Genomic DNA, 16,055 nt, shown 5'->3' with positions numbered 1-16,055 from the left:
CCATGGCAACGCTTGAAATCCGCGACCTGCACGTCTCCGTCGAGGCCGAGAACGGCCCCCGGGAGATCCTCAAGGGCGTCGACCTGACCGTGAAGCAGGGCGAGACCCACGCCATCATGGGCCCCAACGGCTCCGGCAAGTCGACCCTGGCGTACTCCCTCGCGGGCCACCCGAAGTACACGGTCACCGGTGGCACCGTGACCCTGGACGGCGAGGACGTCCTGGAGATGTCGGTCGACGAGCGCGCCCGCGCCGGCGTCTTCCTCGCCATGCAGTACCCGGTCGAGGTCCCCGGTGTCTCGGTCTCCAACTTCCTGCGCACCTCCGCCACCGCCGTCCGCGGCGAGGCCCCCAAGCTGCGTACCTGGGTGAAGGAGGTCAAGGAGGCCATGGAGAAGCTCCAGATGGACCCGGCCTTCGCCGAGCGCAACGTCAACGAGGGCTTCTCCGGCGGTGAGAAGAAGCGTCACGAGATCCTCCAGCTCGAGCTGCTCAAGCCGAAGATCGCGATCCTCGACGAGACCGACTCCGGCCTCGACGTCGACGCCCTGCGCATCGTCTCCGAGGGCGTCAACCGCGTCCGCGAGACCGGCGAGGTCGGCACGCTGCTGATCACGCACTACACGCGGATCCTCCGCTACATCAAGCCCGACTTCGTGCACGTCTTCGCGAACGGCCGCATCGCCGAGTCCGGCGGCGCCGAGCTCGCCGACCAGCTGGAGAACGAGGGCTACGACAAGTACGTGAAGGGTGGCGCATCCGCGTGACATCTGCCCATCAGGGGCTCTCCGGCCTCCTCGACACCGAGGCGATCCGCAAGGACTTCCCGCTCCTGGATCGCGTGGTCCACGACGGCAAGAAGATCGTGTACCTGGACTCCGCGGCGACCTCGCAGAAGCCGCGCCAGGTGCTCGACGCGCTCAACACGTACTACGAGCGCCACAACGCCAATGTCCACCGCGGCGTCTACACGGTCGCCGAGGAGGCGACGGCGCTGTACGAGGGCGCCCGTGACAAGGTCGCGGCGTTCATCAACGCGCCGAGCCGCGACGAGGTGATCTTCACCAAGAACGCCTCGGAGTCGCTCAACCTCGTGGCCAACATGCTGGGCTGGGCCGACGAGCCCTACCGCGTGGACCACGAGACCGAGATCGCCATCACGGAGATGGAGCACCACTCCAACATCGTGCCGTGGCAGCTGCTCTCGCAGCGCACGGGCGCGAAGCTGAAGTGGTTCGGCCTCACCGACGACGGCCGTCTCGACCTCTCGAACATCGAAGAGGTCATCACCGAGAAGACCAAGATCGTCTCGTTCACGCTGGTCTCCAACCTGCTGGGCACGGTCAACCCGGTCGAGACGATCGTCCGGCGTGCGCAGGAGGTCGGCGCGCTGGTCTGCATCGACGCCTCGCAGGCGGCCCCGCACATGGTGCTCGACGTGCAGGCGCTGCAGGCCGACTTCGTGGCCTTCACCGGTCACAAGATGTGCGGCCCGACCGGCATCGGCGTGCTGTGGGGACGGCAGGAGCTCCTGGAGGACCTGCCTCCGTTCCTCGGTGGCGGCGAGATGATCGAGACCGTCTCGATGCACTCCTCCACCTACGCGCCGGCTCCGCACAAGTTCGAGGCGGGTACGCCCCCGATCGCCCAGGCCGTCGGCCTCGGTGCGGCCGTGGACTACCTGTCGGCGATCGGCATGGAGAACATCGCGCGCCACGAGCACGCGATCACCGAGTACGCCGTCCGCCGCCTCCAGGAGGTGCCGGACCTGCGGATCATCGGCCCGACCACGGCCGAGGACCGCGGCGCGGCGATCTCCTTCACGCTCGGCGACATCCACCCGCACGACGTGGGCCAGGTCCTCGACGAGCAGGGCATCGCGGTCCGGGTCGGCCACCACTGTGCGCGGCCGGTCTGCCTGCGGTACGGAATTCCCGCGACCACGCGAGCGTCGTTCTATCTGTACTCCACCCCGGCCGAGGTCGACGCCCTGGTCGAGGGTCTGGAGCACGTACGGAACTTCTTCGGCTAGGGGAACCTCGTGAAGCTGGATTCGATGTACCAGGACGTCATCCTGGACCACTACAAGCACCCGCACGGGCGCGGTCTTCGGGACGGCGACGCCGAGGTGCACCACGTCAACCCGACGTGCGGCGACGAGATCACGCTCCGTGTGAAGTACGACGGCTCGCGGATCGAGGACGTGTCGTACGAGGGTCAGGGCTGCTCGATCAGCCAGGCCTCGGCCTCTGTCCTGAACGAGCTGCTCGTCGGCAAGGAGCTGGCCGAGGCGCAGAAGATCCAGGGCACGTTCCTGGAACTGATGCAGTCCAAGGGCCAGATCGAGCCCGACGACGCGATGGAGGAGATCCTGGAGGACGCGGTCGCGTTCGCCGGTGTCTCCAAGTACCCGGCCCGGGTGAAGTGCGCGCTGCTCAGCTGGATGGCGTGGAAGGACGCGACGGCCCAGGCGCTGGGCGACGCGGAAGGGAAGTCGGCATGACCGAGAACGTCGAGGCCACCATGAAGCCGGCCTCCGAGGAAGAGATCCGCGAGGCGCTGTACGACGTCGTCGACCCCGAGCTGGGCATCGACGTCGTCAACCTCGGCCTGATCTACGGCATCCACATCGACGACTCCAACGTCGTCACGCTGGACATGACCCTGACGTCGGCGGCCTGTCCGCTGACCGATGTGATCGAGGACCAGGCGAAGGCCGCCACCGACGGCATCGCCAGCGAGCTGAAGATCAACTGGGTCTGGATGCCGCCGTGGGGACCGGACAAGATCACGGACGACGGGCGCGAGCAGCTGCGCGCGCTCGGCTTCAACGTCTGATCGCGGATCACCCCTCGCGCACGGCCATGATCACCAGGCAGACTGGTGATCATGGCCGTTCGCATGTACCACGTCACCGTCGACTCGCACGACATCTCGGGCCAGGCCCGGTTCTGGGCCGAGGTCCTGGACTGGAAGGTCCTCTACGAGGACGAGCACGAGGTCGTCATCGGCGCCGACGAGTTCACCCTGCCCGGGATGTGCTTCCTGCGGGTGCCCGAGTCGAAGACCGTCAAGAACCGGCTCCACCTCGACCTGACGCCCGACGACCGGGACGCCGAGGTCGAGCGGATCCTCGCCCTCGGCGCCCGGCGGGTGGATGTCGGGGCCGGTCCTGACGCGACCTGGGCCGTCCTCGCCGACCCCGAGGGGAACGAGTTCTGCGTGCTCAGGCCGAAGCGGTCCCTGACGGACTGACGCGCCGGCGGACCGGGGCGCCGGTTCAGCCGGTGAAGGGGTACGGCGTCCCGGCCGCCTGGGCGAGGGCCGGGGCCAGGTTCTCCTTGCGGATCCGCTGGTCGACGTAGACCAGGCCGGTCACCAGGGGCGGGAAGAACGAGCAGAAGGCCTGCGCCGCCATCGCGCACAGGGCGAGGACCACCAACACGGGCGCGAAGGCGAGCAGTACCTCGCCCGGGGTGTCGAAGTCGGTGGTGTCCGTCAGCGAGACCGGGACCGAGAGCAGCAGGCTGAGCACCTGCTGGATCATCCAGTTCGCCACCGAGGACATGATCCCCGCCACGAGCAGCGCGCCGAAGATCCGCCACCACGAGCCGCGCACCAGCTCGTTGGAGCGCCGCAGCGAGGCCACCGCGCCCTGGTTCTCGAAGACGGCCGCCGCCGGCGCCAGGCTGACCTTCACCCAGATCCAGGTGGCCAGCGGCATGGTGGCCAGGGCCAGCAGGAAGAACACCGTGGCCACGACGGGCGAGAACACCCCCGCGTCCGACGAGGAGCCCGACGCCACGATCGCCGCCACGAAGCCGACCATGGCCAGCACGAAGAGCACCATGGGAACCACGACGACCAGCGCGGACAGCAGGACCGTGCCGATCACGGCCGGAACCCGTGACCAGGAGCGGCGCCAGATCGCGCCGAAGGTCGTCCGCCGGCCGAGCACCGCCTCCTGCAGGACGGCCGGGGACGCCGCGTACACCACGGCGCTCGCGAGCATCATCCCCACGATGGCCACCAGCCACACGGCGCCGAACGCGATCAGCAGCGGACGGCCGTCGTCCCAGCTCGGCTCCTGACCGCGGGGCAGGTCGAAGACACGGGGGACGTGGTCGGAGACCACCGCGTAGGAGATGCCGACGGCCGCGCCGAGCAGCAGCAGGGCCCCGCCGTAGGCGGCCGCGGCCACGCCGAGGAGTTGCTTCCAGTGGCGGCCGATGGTGGTGAAGGCACCGGTCAGGATCTGGCTCAGACCCAGTGGTGCCAGGGGTATCACGCCGGGCTTCGGCGGTGGGGGCGGAGGCGGATAGCCGTACCCGTAGGGCCCCGTGGGAATTGTCATGCCCCATACCGTATCGACAGTCGTTGTGTACGGCCGTACACAACGTTGTGTACGCTGGTACACATGGGATACGGACTGCTGGCAGGGGCCATCGCCGCCGAGATCGTCGCGACGGTCTCCATGAAGTACAGCGAGGGCTTCTCCAAGCTCTGGCCCTCGGTCGTCACGGGCCTCGGCTATGTGATCGCCTTCGCCCTGCTCGCCCAGGCGCTGAAGACCCTGCAGGTCGGGACGGCCTACGCGATATGGTCCGGCGTCGGCACCGCCGCCGTCGCCACGATCGGAATCCTCTTCATGAACGAGACCCTCAACACCGCCAAGATCGCCGGGGTGGTCCTCATCATCGCGGGCGTCCTCGTGCTCAACCTGGGGGGAGCCCACTGATGGCCGCGGCGCGGGCCAGGCGCCACGACCCCGAGCGGCGGCAGCGGATCGTCGACGCGGCGCTGCGCGTGGTCGGCGCCCGGGGCATCGCCGGGCTGAGCCACCGTACGGTCGCCGCGGAGGCGGACGTGCCGCTCGGCTCCACCACCTACCACTTCGCCTCGCTCGACGAACTCCTCGTCGCCGCGCTGCGCCAGGCCAACGAGGGCTTCGGCCGCCAACTGCGCGAGCGCGCCGCGCTCCCCGCCATGGAGGCCGACCTCGCCGGCACCCTCGCCCGGCTGATGGGGGAGTGGGTCGGCGGCGAGCGGACCGGGGTGGAGCTGGAGTACGAGCTCTATCTCGCCGCCCTGCGCCGGCCCGCCCTGCGCCCGGTGGCGGCCGAGTGGACCGAGGCGGTCACCGGGGCCCTTTCCCGCCACACCGACCCCGTGACCGCCCGCGCCCTCGTCGCGCTGATGGACGGCATCTGTCTGCACGTGCTGCTGACGGACGCGGAGTACGACGAGGAGTACGCCCGCGCCATGCTGGCCCGGCTCCTGGCGGACCGCCCGGGCGCCCCGGGGGATCCCACGAGCGGGGAGGCCCGGGTGTCGTCGGAAACGCCGGGGGCGTCGACCGACACCTGAGACCGGTTGGCCCGGGCGCCGCCCGGACCGTTAGGTTTTCCGCATGACCACTGCTCCTCGCACCACCGGCGCCGTCGCCGCCGGCCTCGCCACCATCGCCGGTGACGGCACCGTTCTCGACACCTGGTTCCCCGCCCCCGAGCTGACCGACGCCCCCGGGCCCGCCGGAACCGAGCGGCTCACGCCCGACGCCGCCGTCAACGCCCTCGGTGAGGGCGCGGCCAAGGCCCTCGGCGTGGACGCCCGCCGCGGCGTCGAGGTGGTCGCCGTGCGCACCGTCATCTCCTCGCTCGACGACAAGCCGCTCGACGCCCACGACGCGTACCTGCGCCTGCACCTGCTCAGCCACCGCCTGGTCCGGCCGCACGGCCAGAACCTGGACGGCGTCTTCGGCCTGCTCGCCAACGTCGCCTGGACCTCGCTCGGCCCGGTCGCCGTCGACGACGTCGAGAAGGTCCGCCTCACCGCCCGCGCCGATGGCCTGCACCTCGCCGTGACGAGCATCGACAAGTTCCCGCGGATGACCGACTACGTCGCCCCCGCCGGCGTCCGGATCGCCGACGCCGACCGGGTCCGCCTCGGCGCGCACCTCGCGGCCGGCACCACCGTCATGCACGAGGGCTTCGTCAACTTCAACGCGGGCACGCTCGGCACCTCCATGGTCGAGGGCCGGATCTCGGCCGGCGTCGTCGTCGGCGACGGCTCCGACATCGGCGGCGGCGCCTCCACCATGGGCACCCTCTCCGGCGGCGGCAACGTCGTCATCTCCATCGGCGAGCGCTGCCTCATCGGCGCCGAGGCGGGCGTGGGCATCGCGCTGGGCGACGAGTGCGTCGTCGAGGCCGGTCTGTACGTCACCGCCGGTACGCGCATCACGATGCCCGACGGCCAGATCGTCAAGGCCCGTGAGCTCTCCGGCGCCTCGAACATCCTCTTCCGCCGCAACTCGGTGACCGGCGCCGTCGAGGCCCGCCCGAACAACGCGGTGTGGGGCGGACTCAACGAGATCCTGCACAGCCACAACTGACCGCGGTCAGAAGTGCCGACGCCCCGCACGTGACCTGGACGTGTGACTCTGCGTTAACAGAACGACGTGGAGTCACACGAACAGACAAGGCGAGGAGTCGACATGAGGACGAGGCCCACCGTTGTCGGGGCCCTGGCGGTGGCCGCCGCCGTACTGCTGCCCGTGGGGGCGGCGTCGGCGGACGAGACGCACACGCGCACGCACAACGGCCCGACGATCCAGAACGGCCCCAGCCTCACGCTCCACACCGGTCAGATCGACGACCCGCTGGAGGACGTCCTGGAGCACGCGGCGCTCTTCGGCACCACCTACGTGTTCGACTGAACCAGATCCTCGTACGCCGCCCGCAGCCCGTCGACCGTCTCCCGGTCGGCGGGCTGCAGCGGTTCCCGGACGTAGTCGCCGAGGAGCGCCTTCGCCGTGACCGTGCCCGGGAGGCCGGCCGCCATCATCAGTTCGGCCAGCGGCAGCGTGAGCGCGTTCAGCCGGGCCGCCTCCGCCGTGTCGCCCCGGTCGAAGGCGTCGAGCACCGCCCGCAGCTGACGCGGCACCACATTGGCCACGGTGCTGACGTATCCGGCGCCGCCCACCGCGTAAAGGGGCAGGTTCAGCTCCTCGCAGCCCGAGTAGTACGCGAGCGAGGTGCGGGCGATCACCTTCGAGGAGCCGAGCAGGTCGTAGGCGCAGTCCTTGACCGCGACGATGTTCGGGTGGGCGGCGAGCCGCAGCATCGTCGCGGGCTCGATCCGGGTGCCGGTGCGGCCCGGGATGTCGTACAGCATCACCGGCAGGTCCGTCGCCTCCGCGACCTTGACGAAATGGGCCTCGACGGCGGCCTGCGGGGGACGGCTGTAGTACGGGGTGACGACCAGGAGCCCGTCCGCGCCCGCCTTCTCGGCCTGGCGCGCCAGCTCGGCCGTGTGGCGGGTGTCGGAGGTGCCCACGCCCGCGACGACCGAGGGGCCGGGGCCGACCGCCGCGCGGACCGCCTCGATCAGAGCGGCCTTCTCGGCGTCGGTGGTGGTCGGGGACTCGCCCGTGGTGCCGTTGAGGACCAGGCCGTCGCAGCCCTCGGCGATCAGGTGGGCGGCGTGCACGCCGGCGGCGTCCAGATCCAGCTCGCCCGAGGCGGTGAAGGGGGTGATCATCGCGCAGAGGGCCCGGCCGAAGGGGCGTTCAGTACTCATTCGAGAAGTCTGTGGGCCTGGACGATGAAGGTCCACTTAGATCTGCTTGGGTGGAGGGGTAAGCAGTGCTGAAGTGTGTGGTCTGGCATGATCGGGGCGGGACGCGACAGGAGGACCAGGCCACCAGGGAGCACAGCACACCATGAGCGAACAGCGCGTCGCACTCGTCACCGGCTCGTCCTCGGGCATCGGGGCAGCCGTCGCCCGCCGCCTCGCCGCCGCCGGGATACGGGTCGTCGTCAACTCGGGCCGATCGGTCGAGGCGGGCAAGGCGCTCGCCGCCGAACTGCCCGACGCCGTCTACGTCCAGGCCGACGTCTCCGACGAGGCGCAGTCCGCCGCCCTCGTCGCCGCGGCCGTCGAGGCGTACGGCCGGCTCGACATCCTCGTCAACTGCGCGGGCACCACCCGCTTCATCCCGCACGACGACCTGGCGGCGGCCTCGCCCGAGGTCTGGCGCCATCTCTACGACGTCAACGTCATCGGGGTCTGGCAGACCATCACCGCGGCCGTCCCGCACCTGCGGGCGAGCGGCGCGGGCTGCGTCGTCAACATCTCCTCGCAGGCCGGCGTCCGGCCCGGCGGCAGCTCCATCCCGTACGCCGTCTCCAAGGCGGCCGTCAACCACATGACGAAGCTGCTCGCGAAGACCCTCGGCCCCGACATCCGGGTCAACGCGGTCGCGCCGGGCTTCGTCGACACCCCCTGGTTCGACGGTGTGGAAGGCGCCGACGAGGCCAAGGCCCATGTGGCGGGGGCGGTTCCGATGCGCCGGGTGGGGCGGCCCGAGGACATCGCGGCCGCCGTCCACGACCTCGCCCATGCCTCGTACATCACCGGCGAGGTGCTGCTCGTCGACGGCGGTGGCCACCTGCTGGGCTGACCCGGCGGCTCAGAGCGCGAGCTTGAACCCGTCGTGGCTGCGGGCGAAGCCCAGGGAGGCGTAGAAGCGGTGGGCCTCCGACCGGCGCTTGTCGCTGGTCAACTGGACGAGCGCGCAGCCACGGCCGCGCGCCCGCTCCACCGCGCGGCACATCAGCTCCCGGCCGAGCCCGCCGCCCCGCCGGTCGGCCCTGATCCGGACCGCCTCGATCAGCGCCCGCTCGGCGCCGCCCTTGCCGAGACCGGGGATGTACGTCGCCTGCAGACAGCCGACGACCACGTCGTCGTCCTCGCCCTCGCCCTCGCCCTCGTCCACGAGGACCAGCATCTCGTTGCGCGGGTCGTCCTCGATCGCCGCGAAGGCCCGCTCGTACGCCTCGGTGACGAGGACGGAGGCGGGGTCCACGACCCGCTCCTCGTCGGCGAGGAGGGCGAGCACGGCGGGCAGTTCGGCGCGAGTGGCGGGGCGCAGGAGCATGGCCGGAAGTCTCCCATGGCGCTTGACCTCAAGCGCGCTTGAGGTTGGAGGGTGGAGTCATCCGACGACAGGAGACACTCTCATGAACGCCGTTCTCCGGGCCGACGCCCGCCCCGACCTCGCGCGCCCCGGTGTCGGGCTCGTGCTCGTCTCGACCTGGCGGGTCGGCACGCCCGAGCGGCAACGGGCCGCCGTGGACGCCATCGCCAAGGCCTGGCAGAGCCGGGACTGGCCCGACCTCGGTCTGCTGTCGTACTCGGTGTACCTCGGCGCCGACGGCGAGACCCTGCTCCACTACTCGCAGTGGACCGACGCGGAGGCCTACCAGGAGTTCGTCCGCACCTTCCGCGACGACCGGAACGCGGAGATCGACGCGGCCGTGCCCGGCATCGAACGCGTCGTGCTCCACCGGTTCGCGCCGCCCTACCGCTCGCTTCCGGCCCAGGACGCCAGGATCCCCGGCTGCGTGGTCGTCGTGGACGTCGAGTTCGACGCCCCGGACGCCGCCCGGCAGCGCGACTGGGTGGACGGGGTGTTCGAGGCGATGGAGACGGATCCGGCGCCCGTGCCCGGCGGTATCTCGGGCCACTTCCACCTCTCCACCGACGGGACCAGGGTCCTGAACTACGCCGAGTGGGAGAGCGAGCAGGCCCACATCGACGCACTCGCCCGGCCCGGGGACGGTGTCGGCTCGGCGACCCCGCAGTGGGCGAAGGTGCAGTCCTACCCCGGAGTCGTCGGCGGCGGCGTACGGCGCTACGCGCCCGCACTGAGTCTCCAGGCGGGCGCGTAGCGGGAGCCCTACGGGCGGAAGCGCAGGACCTGCGGGTCGTGGTCGCTGTTCTGGTCCGCGAACTCCGCGTTGATGTGGACGCTGTCGTACTCGAAGTGGCCGACGCCCGGGCTGGTCAGGATCTGGTCGAGGACCTGGCTGTTGCCCTGGTAGACGTACGAGTACCGCTCGGAGCGCGGCAGCGACTTCACCGCCGGGTACAGCGCCCCGCCGTCCGTCAGCGCGTTCGTCGTCGCGGAGAACTCGAAGTCGTTGATGTCACCCGCGACGACGACGTCGGCGTCCTTGCGGATCGCGAGGACGTCCTTGACGAAGGCGTTCACGGACTGCGCCTGGAGCAGCCGCTTCGCCTCGGAGGAGCGGACCGGCGGCTGGTGGTGCGAGGTCAGCGACTCGTCGCCGCCCTTGGAGCCGAAGTGGTTGGCGATCACGAAGACCGTACGGCCCCGGAAGGTGAACTCGCCGGCCAGCGGCTTGCGGCTGCTCTCCCAGGCGGTGTTCGCCGGGTCGATGCGACCGGGGGAGAGCGTCAGCTCGGGGCGGCCGTCCGCGCCGCGCACCACGCCCGTCGCGGCGGTCGCGCTCGCGCCGGCGCGGTCGACGAAGGACACCCGCTCCGGGTTGAAGAGGAAGACCTGGCGGATGTTGCCGCCGGGCTCGCCGCCGTCCTTGTTGTTCTCCGGGTCGACCGAGCGCCACTCGTACGCCGGGCCGCCCGCCGCCACGATGGCGTCGGTGAACTTCTTCACCGTCTGGTCGGCGGCGACCGTGCCGTCGTTCTTCGCGCCGGTGTTGTCCTGGATCTCCTCCAGGGCGAGGATGTCGGGCGAGGCCAGGTTCTCCACCACGGCCTTCGCGAGCGCGTCGAACTTCTCCTGCGGGTCGGACGGGTCGAGGTTCTCGACGTTGTACGTCGCCACCGCGAGCTCGTTCTTGTGCTGCTTGTCGGTGACCTCGCGCTCCAGACCGCGGTCCACGACCGTGCCCAGGGTGCGGGCGGTCAGCGTGTAGCCGCCGAACTGGTTGAAGTCCAGCGGACCCTCGGTCGACCCGGCGAGCACGTCACCGACGTTCGCCTTGGGGAAGGGCTGCTGGGCGATCGGCGTCAGCGACTGGATCTGCAGCCGCCCGGTGTTCTGCGCGGTGTACGAGCCGTAGACCGTGCCACCGCGCCAGTTGGGGTTCTCCCAGGGCTTCACCGTCACCCAGAGCTCGGAGTACGGGTCGGTGGCGCCCACCACGCGGGAGGTGCCGACGCGGACGTTGGTGCCCTCAAGGGACTCGTAGTAGTCCAGGGCGTACTTCCGCGGCTGCAGCGTGAGGCCGTTGATCGAGCCGGCCGCCGCCGGGTCGCCCTCGGGGGCGTACGCGCTCGGGACCGACCAGGCGGAGAGCGTCACGGGGGCCGGCAGCGGGTTGCCGGAGGAGACCACGGTGACGGTCGGCTTGGAGATCTGGGTCACCGACTGGTTGCCGGAGTTCAGGCCGCCCGGGACGTACTCCCCGACCGTGCCGTTCACGCTGACGGAGTCGCCGACGGCCACCGTCGGGACGGAGCTGGTGAAGACGAACAGGCCCTCGCTGGTGGCCGGGTTGTCGTCCGCCTGCGGGTCCTGGATCCAGAAGCCGCGCGAGCCGTACGTCCGCACACCGGTCACGATCCCCGTGACGCCGGTGACCTGGGTGCCGACGAGGGGCGAGACGCGCGTGGTGCCCTGGATGTCGTGGACGCGGACGGCGGCGGTGTCCTCGGCCGCGGCGCTGCCGGAGGAGGCGAGCAGTCCGGCCGCGAGCGCGGCCGACACGACGGCGGCGACCGCCGCGGATCTCGGTATGGAGGAAGGCATGAGGGTGCTCCGGAGACGCTTGGAGAATCGGTCGATGGATCTACGCGCGTCAATCTCTTTGCTGAGCGGGTCACTTGTCAAGGCTCGACGGGTGTACGAAGGCTGACGGCTCCATGAACCGGAAGGTGGATCGGGAAAAGCGTCTACGCTGAGGCGCGTTCGGCGCGCGCGGCGCGTACGGACCGCCACCCAGGCTCACACGCCCTTCGAGGAGACGACCGCAGATGGCACCGGACCACCCCATCCTGCCCCCCGTTCAGCTGCACTCGGACGCGGAGCTGGCGCGGGAAGCCCTGGCCACACCCCTCCTGTCCCGCGCGGCGCGGCTCGCCCGCTGGGCCGGCCCGGAGACCCGGGTCGGTGCGGGCGGCGAACTCGTCGAGGAACAACTGCCCGCCGCCGCAGAGGTGTTGGGCCTCGGTGCGGACGAGGACGGCGAGGCCTACGCGAGCGAGGCCTGGCGCCTCGCGGTGGACACCGGGCTCGTGGAGGCCGAGGACGGCGACGACGACACCCCCGGCGGGGTGACCGTCGGCGAGAACCTCGCGGTCCTCACCGGCGGGGCGCCGCTCGACGTCCTCGGGATCTGGCTCGACGCGCTGGACGTGGTGTTCGCCGACGCCACCGCGCCCGTCCTGGACGACATCGAGGACGTGATCGGCGAGGACGGCGAGATCGACTTCGAGCTGCTCGACTGGAACCCGGAGGAGGAGGCCGAGTTCCTGGAGGGCGTGCTCGGCAACCTGTACCTGCTCACGGTCGGCGAGGGCGGGCCGGGCGAGGGCCCGGTGCCGCTGCCCGCGCTCGCCGCGTCGATGATCGTCCCGGACGACATGGGCGAGCCGACGGACGACGTCCTGGAGCAGGTCTCGGAGGCGATGATGCGCCTCGACGACCAGTTCCGGCTCCTCGAGCCCATCGGGCTCGTCGCCTACCAGCCCGTCGACGAGGCGCTGATGGTCGAGGAGGGCGAGGAGCCCGTCGCGCGGTTCGAGGAGACCGACGATCTCGACGACGAGGACGTCAGCCGGTACGGCATGGTCCGGCTCACCCCGCTCGGCCTCTACGGCGTCCGGGCCCGGATGCTGGAGGCGGGCGTGGACGCGCCGGCCGTCGGCGAACTGGCCGACAAGGGCGCCGACGCGCTCCTCGACGGACTCGCCTCCTACCCGGAGACGGCGGCGCGCGCCGAGACCGTGGGCTGGCTGGAGGGCCGGGACGCGGTGGACGCGGCGCGCGAGCTGCTCGGCGCGGCGCGCGGCGCCGACGAGGGATCCCCGCTGCGGCGGCTCCACTGCCAGCAGGCGCTCTCGCTCGTGGGCGCGGAGGCTGAGCCCGCGGTACGGGAGGTGCTCGACGACCCGGAGCTGGGCGGGCTCGCCCGGGTGTGGCTCGCGGAGCTCGGGGCGGCGGACGTGCCGGCGCCCTCGGAGGCGATGATCTTCTGGCTCGCCATCGACACGATCGCCGCCCAGCTGGACGCGCGGGGCGAGCTGGACGAGCTGCGGGACCTGATCGAGGGCCTGACGGGCCGCCACAGCGGCTTCTTCGAGGCGGCCTGGCGCGTCGAACACCCGGCGACGGCGGAGGTCCTGGAGGCCATGGGCCGCCTGCACCCGGACAAGACCGCGGCGAAGGACGCCCGCAAGGCCGCCTTCAAGGCGAGGTCCCGCGCGGGCGCGTGACACTCTCCGGGGGCTCCGCCCCCGGTGCCCCGGCCCGCGCGGGCGGCGGGGGGTCCGGGGCTCGGCCCCCGTGCCCGGGCCTGTGCGGGCGGCGGGGGTCCGGGGCTCGGCCCCCGTGCCGGAGCCTGTGCGCGTATGGCTCGGGGGAGCGCCGGGGTGGGGATGCCCCCCACCCCGCCCCTCCCCGAAACCCTGACGGGACCGGGGGCTCCGCCCCCGAACCCCCGTCGCGCCGGCTTCGCGGCGCGGGTGGTGCACGTCGGGGACGTGGAACGGTTCGGCTGTGCCTACGTCCGCAGGTGGGACGCGCCGTTGAGGTCGAGGATCGTGCCTGAGGACCATTCGGCCGCCGGGGAGGCGAGCCAGAGGACCGCGGCGGCGATCTCCTCCGGGGTCGCCACCCGGCCGAAGGGGCTCTGGGCGCGGATGGCGTCGCCCTCCTCGCCCGTGAGGCGCGGCGCCACCCGCTCCGTGGCGAAGAAGCCGGGCGCGACGGACGCCACCGCGATGCCGTGCGGGGCCAGCGAGACCGCCAGGGACTGGCCCAGCGCGTGGACGGCGGCCTTGGTCGCACCGTAGGCCGGGTGGTCGGGCTCGCCCCGGAACGCGCCCCGGGAGCCGATGTTGACGATCCTGCCGCCCCCACCCTGGGCGATCATGCGGTGGGCCGCCAGGTGGCTGAGGTTCGCCGTGGCGAGGAGGTTCACCGAGACGTGGCGTTGCCAGATCGCCACCCAGTCGTCGTACGGGGTCTCCGGCAGCGGGTGCCGTTCGTTGACCGCCGCGTTGTTCACCAGGACGTCGATCCCGCCGAGCGCCTCCGCCGCCGCGTCCGCGACCGCCGCCGCGCCCGCCGGATCCGCCAGGTCCCCCTGGACCAGGACGTGTCCGGAGCCCGGCAGGGACGCCAGGGTCGTCCGGGCCTCGTCGGCGCGGGAGCCGTAGTGGACGGCGACCCGGTCGCCGTTCTCCGCGAAGGCCCGCGCCACGGCGCGGCCGAGGCCCCGGGAGGCGCCGCTGACGAGGACGCGCCGGCCGGTGGTGGGCAGGTTCATGGAAGGCCGCCTCTCTGTTCAACTGTCGTTTATACGCGGGCGGGACCGTGTGCCCCGACACCGGGTGACGACAGGGAGACGACCACGCCATGCCCCTCAACCGCCGAGAGTTCGCCAAGCAGTCCACCGCCGCCGGAGCGGGCCTCGTCCTGACCGGCACCGTCGCGGCGCTCGCGACCGCCCCCGAGGCGCTCGCCACCCCCGACGACCGGCTCGACGCCGAGGCGCAGGCGGCCTCCGGCGACCGGCACCACGACCACAGGCTCGGCTACGGCCCGCTCGTCGAGGACCCCGAGGGCGTCCTCGCGCTCCCCGCCGGGTTCACGTACCGCGTCATCACCCACAGCGGCGTCACCAAGCTGGAGTCGGGCGAGTTCAGCCCGTCCAACCACGACGGCACGGCCACCTTCGCCGGGCCGCGCGGCACGACCCTCCTCGTCAACAACCACGAGCTCAAGGGCGTCCGCTCCAGGTGGAAGCACCCGGTCCCGCTCACCGAGGGGCTCGTCTACGACCCCGCCGCGTCCGGCGGCTGCACGGTCGTCGAGGTGCACCGCGACGGCACCGTCGCCGAGTGGGTCGGCATCGCCGGCACCTCCACCAACTGCGCGGGCGGCCGTACCTCCTGGGGCACTTGGCTCACCTGCGAGGAGAACTCCGACCGGGCCGGCGAGAACGGCATGACCAAGGACCACGGCTACGTCTTCGAGGTCGACCCGCGCGACCGCCGCGCCAACCGCGCCCCCAAGCCCATCAAGGCCTTCGGCCGGTACGACCACGAGGCGGTCGTCATCGACCCCAAGCGCGGTCACGCCTACCTCACCGAGGACGCCGACGAGCCCAACGGCCTCTTCTTCCGCTGGGTTCCGCCGCACGGCTTCGAGCACGGCCGGGGCAAGCTCCGCACCCTCGCCGACGACGCGGGCGTCCTGCAGGCGCCCCGCTGCATCGACTCCGGCGGCCGCTTCGTCGACGACCTCTCCCGCGCCACCCGGATCGGCACGGTCTACGGCGTGGACTGGGTGGACGTGCCCGACCGCGACGGCCGCGAGGTCGAGGTCCGCGAGCAGTTCGGCCCCGGCGAGGTGACCCGCGCCCGCAAGCTGGAGGGCATGTGGTGGGCCGACGGGGGCGCCTACATCGTCTCCTCGTACGCCCGTGAGGAGAGCCCCGGCGCGGCGCACGACGGCCAGGTCTGGTTCTACGACCCCAAGCGGCGCACCCTGACCCTCCAGGTCCTCCTGGGCGTCAACGCCGATCCGGACAAGGACGGCGCCTACGACGGCCCGGACAACATCACCGTCTCCCCCTACGGCGGGCTCGTCATCGCCGAGGACGGCGAGGGCGTCCAGCACCTCTTCGGCGCCACCGAGCGCGGCCGCACCTACCCGATCGCGCGCAACGACCTGAACGACAGCGAGTTCACCGGTGTCGTCTTCTCGCCCGACGGCGACACCCTCTTCGCCAACATCCAGGACCCGGGCATCATGGTCGCCATCACGGGCCCCTGGCGTCGCCAGCCGCGCCGCTGATCGCTCGTCAGCCGCCGAAAAACCCCTGGCGGGTGGGCGTGCCACCCGCCTAGGGTCTTACCCATGCACCTCCCGGTGCGCCGGCTGCGGCTCCTTCTTCCACGAAATCACGCCGCCGCCCCCTTTGATCTCGGGAGGCACAGCATGGACACGAGGGTGCCCGGTGCGCAGGCGACGGATACTTCCTGGATCAGCGGGTTGC

At 71.6% G+C, this 16,055-nt stretch carries 18 protein-coding genes; 13 read left to right on the top strand and 5 right to left on the bottom strand.

What is annotated here, in order from left to right:
* Window positions 1-2: 2 nt before the first annotated feature.
* The 5 genes from sufC to AB0E14_RS21215 are packed head-to-tail and all read left to right on the top strand — an operon-like array spanning window position 3 to window position 3,255.
* The gene (gene sufC, locus AB0E14_RS21235) at window positions 3-767 is read left to right on the top strand and encodes a Fe-S cluster assembly ATPase SufC (protein WP_362420072.1); all 765 of its coding nucleotides are present in this window, start codon (window positions 3-5) and stop codon (window positions 765-767) included.
* Complete coding sequence (locus AB0E14_RS21230) at window positions 764-2,032, top strand: cysteine desulfurase (protein WP_362420069.1); 1,269 nt, start codon at window positions 764-766, stop codon at window positions 2,030-2,032. The genes sufC and AB0E14_RS21230 overlap by 4 nt, the downstream gene beginning before the upstream one ends.
* Before the next feature lie 9 nt (window positions 2,033-2,041).
* Window positions 2,042-2,503: a Fe-S cluster assembly sulfur transfer protein SufU gene (sufU, locus tag AB0E14_RS21225; RefSeq protein WP_362014103.1), complete on the top strand. Its 462-nt coding sequence runs from the start codon at window positions 2,042-2,044 to the stop codon at window positions 2,501-2,503.
* Window positions 2,500-2,838 carry a metal-sulfur cluster assembly factor gene (locus AB0E14_RS21220; RefSeq protein ID WP_362014105.1) on the top strand — a complete coding sequence of 113 codons (339 nt, stop codon included), beginning with the start codon at window positions 2,500-2,502 and terminating at the stop codon, window positions 2,836-2,838. The genes sufU and AB0E14_RS21220 overlap by 4 nt, the downstream gene beginning before the upstream one ends.
* Before the next feature lie 51 nt (window positions 2,839-2,889).
* Window positions 2,890-3,255: a VOC family protein gene (locus tag AB0E14_RS21215; protein WP_362420064.1), complete on the top strand. Its 366-nt coding sequence runs from the start codon at window positions 2,890-2,892 to the stop codon at window positions 3,253-3,255.
* A 25-nt stretch (window positions 3,256-3,280) separates the two neighbouring features.
* Here AB0E14_RS21215 and AB0E14_RS21210 read toward each other — a convergent pair whose 3' ends face one another.
* The gene (locus tag AB0E14_RS21210) at window positions 3,281-4,354 is read right to left on the bottom strand and encodes an oxidoreductase (protein WP_362420060.1); all 1,074 of its coding nucleotides are present in this window, start codon (window positions 4,352-4,354) and stop codon (window positions 3,281-3,283) included.
* Window positions 4,355-4,417: 63 nt separating this feature from the next.
* Between AB0E14_RS21210 and AB0E14_RS21205 the strand changes: the two genes are divergently transcribed.
* From AB0E14_RS21205 to AB0E14_RS21190, 4 genes are all read left to right on the top strand, one after another.
* Window positions 4,418-4,738, top strand: coding sequence for a multidrug efflux SMR transporter (locus AB0E14_RS21205; RefSeq protein WP_362420057.1), 321 nt, complete (start codon window positions 4,418-4,420; stop codon window positions 4,736-4,738).
* Window positions 4,738-5,367: a TetR family transcriptional regulator gene (locus AB0E14_RS21200; RefSeq protein ID WP_362420054.1), complete on the top strand. Its 630-nt coding sequence runs from the start codon at window positions 4,738-4,740 to the stop codon at window positions 5,365-5,367. The genes AB0E14_RS21205 and AB0E14_RS21200 overlap by 1 nt, the downstream gene beginning before the upstream one ends.
* Window positions 5,368-5,410: 43 nt before the next feature.
* A complete protein-coding gene (dapD, locus tag AB0E14_RS21195; protein ID WP_362420051.1) occupies window positions 5,411-6,394 on the top strand; it encodes a 2,3,4,5-tetrahydropyridine-2,6-dicarboxylate N-succinyltransferase in 984 nt (327 codons plus the stop codon).
* Window positions 6,395-6,496: 102 nt separating this feature from the next.
* Entirely contained in the window at window positions 6,497-6,718 is a 222-nt protein-coding gene (locus AB0E14_RS21190) for a hypothetical protein (protein ID WP_362014115.1), read from the top strand.
* On the opposite strand, the gene dapA is transcribed toward AB0E14_RS21190, so the two are convergent.
* Complete coding sequence (gene dapA / locus AB0E14_RS21185) at window positions 6,703-7,581, bottom strand: 4-hydroxy-tetrahydrodipicolinate synthase (RefSeq protein WP_362420047.1); 879 nt, start codon at window positions 7,579-7,581, stop codon at window positions 6,703-6,705. The genes AB0E14_RS21190 and dapA overlap by 16 nt on opposite strands.
* A 142-nt stretch (window positions 7,582-7,723) precedes the next feature.
* On the opposite strand from dapA, the gene AB0E14_RS21180 reads away from it, so the two are divergent.
* Window positions 7,724-8,464, top strand: coding sequence for a glucose 1-dehydrogenase (locus AB0E14_RS21180; protein ID WP_362420044.1), 741 nt, complete (start codon window positions 7,724-7,726; stop codon window positions 8,462-8,464).
* A 9-nt stretch (window positions 8,465-8,473) separates the two neighbouring features.
* Here AB0E14_RS21180 and AB0E14_RS21175 read toward each other — a convergent pair whose 3' ends face one another.
* Window positions 8,474-8,941, bottom strand: coding sequence for a GNAT family N-acetyltransferase (locus tag AB0E14_RS21175; RefSeq protein WP_362420041.1), 468 nt, complete (start codon window positions 8,939-8,941; stop codon window positions 8,474-8,476).
* Between the two features lie 82 nt (window positions 8,942-9,023).
* Here AB0E14_RS21175 and AB0E14_RS21170 point away from each other — a divergent pair, with 82 nt between their 5' ends.
* The gene (locus AB0E14_RS21170; protein WP_362420038.1) at window positions 9,024-9,734 is read left to right on the top strand and encodes an antibiotic biosynthesis monooxygenase; all 711 of its coding nucleotides are present in this window, start codon (window positions 9,024-9,026) and stop codon (window positions 9,732-9,734) included.
* Between the two features lie 8 nt (window positions 9,735-9,742).
* Here the strand turns inward: AB0E14_RS21170 and AB0E14_RS21165 are convergent, their stop codons facing one another.
* Window positions 9,743-11,581, bottom strand: coding sequence for an endonuclease/exonuclease/phosphatase family protein (locus AB0E14_RS21165; protein WP_362420035.1), 1,839 nt, complete (start codon window positions 11,579-11,581; stop codon window positions 9,743-9,745).
* A gap of 224 nt (window positions 11,582-11,805) precedes the next feature.
* Here AB0E14_RS21165 and AB0E14_RS21160 point away from each other — a divergent pair, with 224 nt between their 5' ends.
* Window positions 11,806-13,266, top strand: coding sequence for a hypothetical protein (locus tag AB0E14_RS21160; RefSeq protein ID WP_362420032.1), 1,461 nt, complete (start codon window positions 11,806-11,808; stop codon window positions 13,264-13,266).
* Window positions 13,267-13,553: 287 nt separating this feature from the next.
* Here AB0E14_RS21160 and AB0E14_RS21155 read toward each other — a convergent pair whose 3' ends face one another.
* A complete protein-coding gene (locus AB0E14_RS21155) occupies window positions 13,554-14,321 on the bottom strand; it encodes an SDR family oxidoreductase (protein ID WP_362420029.1) in 768 nt (255 codons plus the stop codon).
* Between the two features lie 89 nt (window positions 14,322-14,410).
* On the opposite strand from AB0E14_RS21155, the gene AB0E14_RS21150 reads away from it, so the two are divergent.
* Entirely contained in the window at window positions 14,411-15,853 is a 1,443-nt protein-coding gene (locus AB0E14_RS21150; protein ID WP_362420026.1) for an alkaline phosphatase PhoX, read from the top strand.
* Window positions 15,854-16,055: the final 202 nt, after the last annotated feature.

Source organism: Streptomyces sp. NPDC047981 (assembly GCF_040653315.1).
In the GTDB taxonomy this organism is placed as follows: Bacteria; Actinomycetota; Actinomycetes; order Streptomycetales; family Streptomycetaceae; genus Streptomyces.
This window is presented reverse-complemented; position numbering and strand designations above follow the sequence as displayed.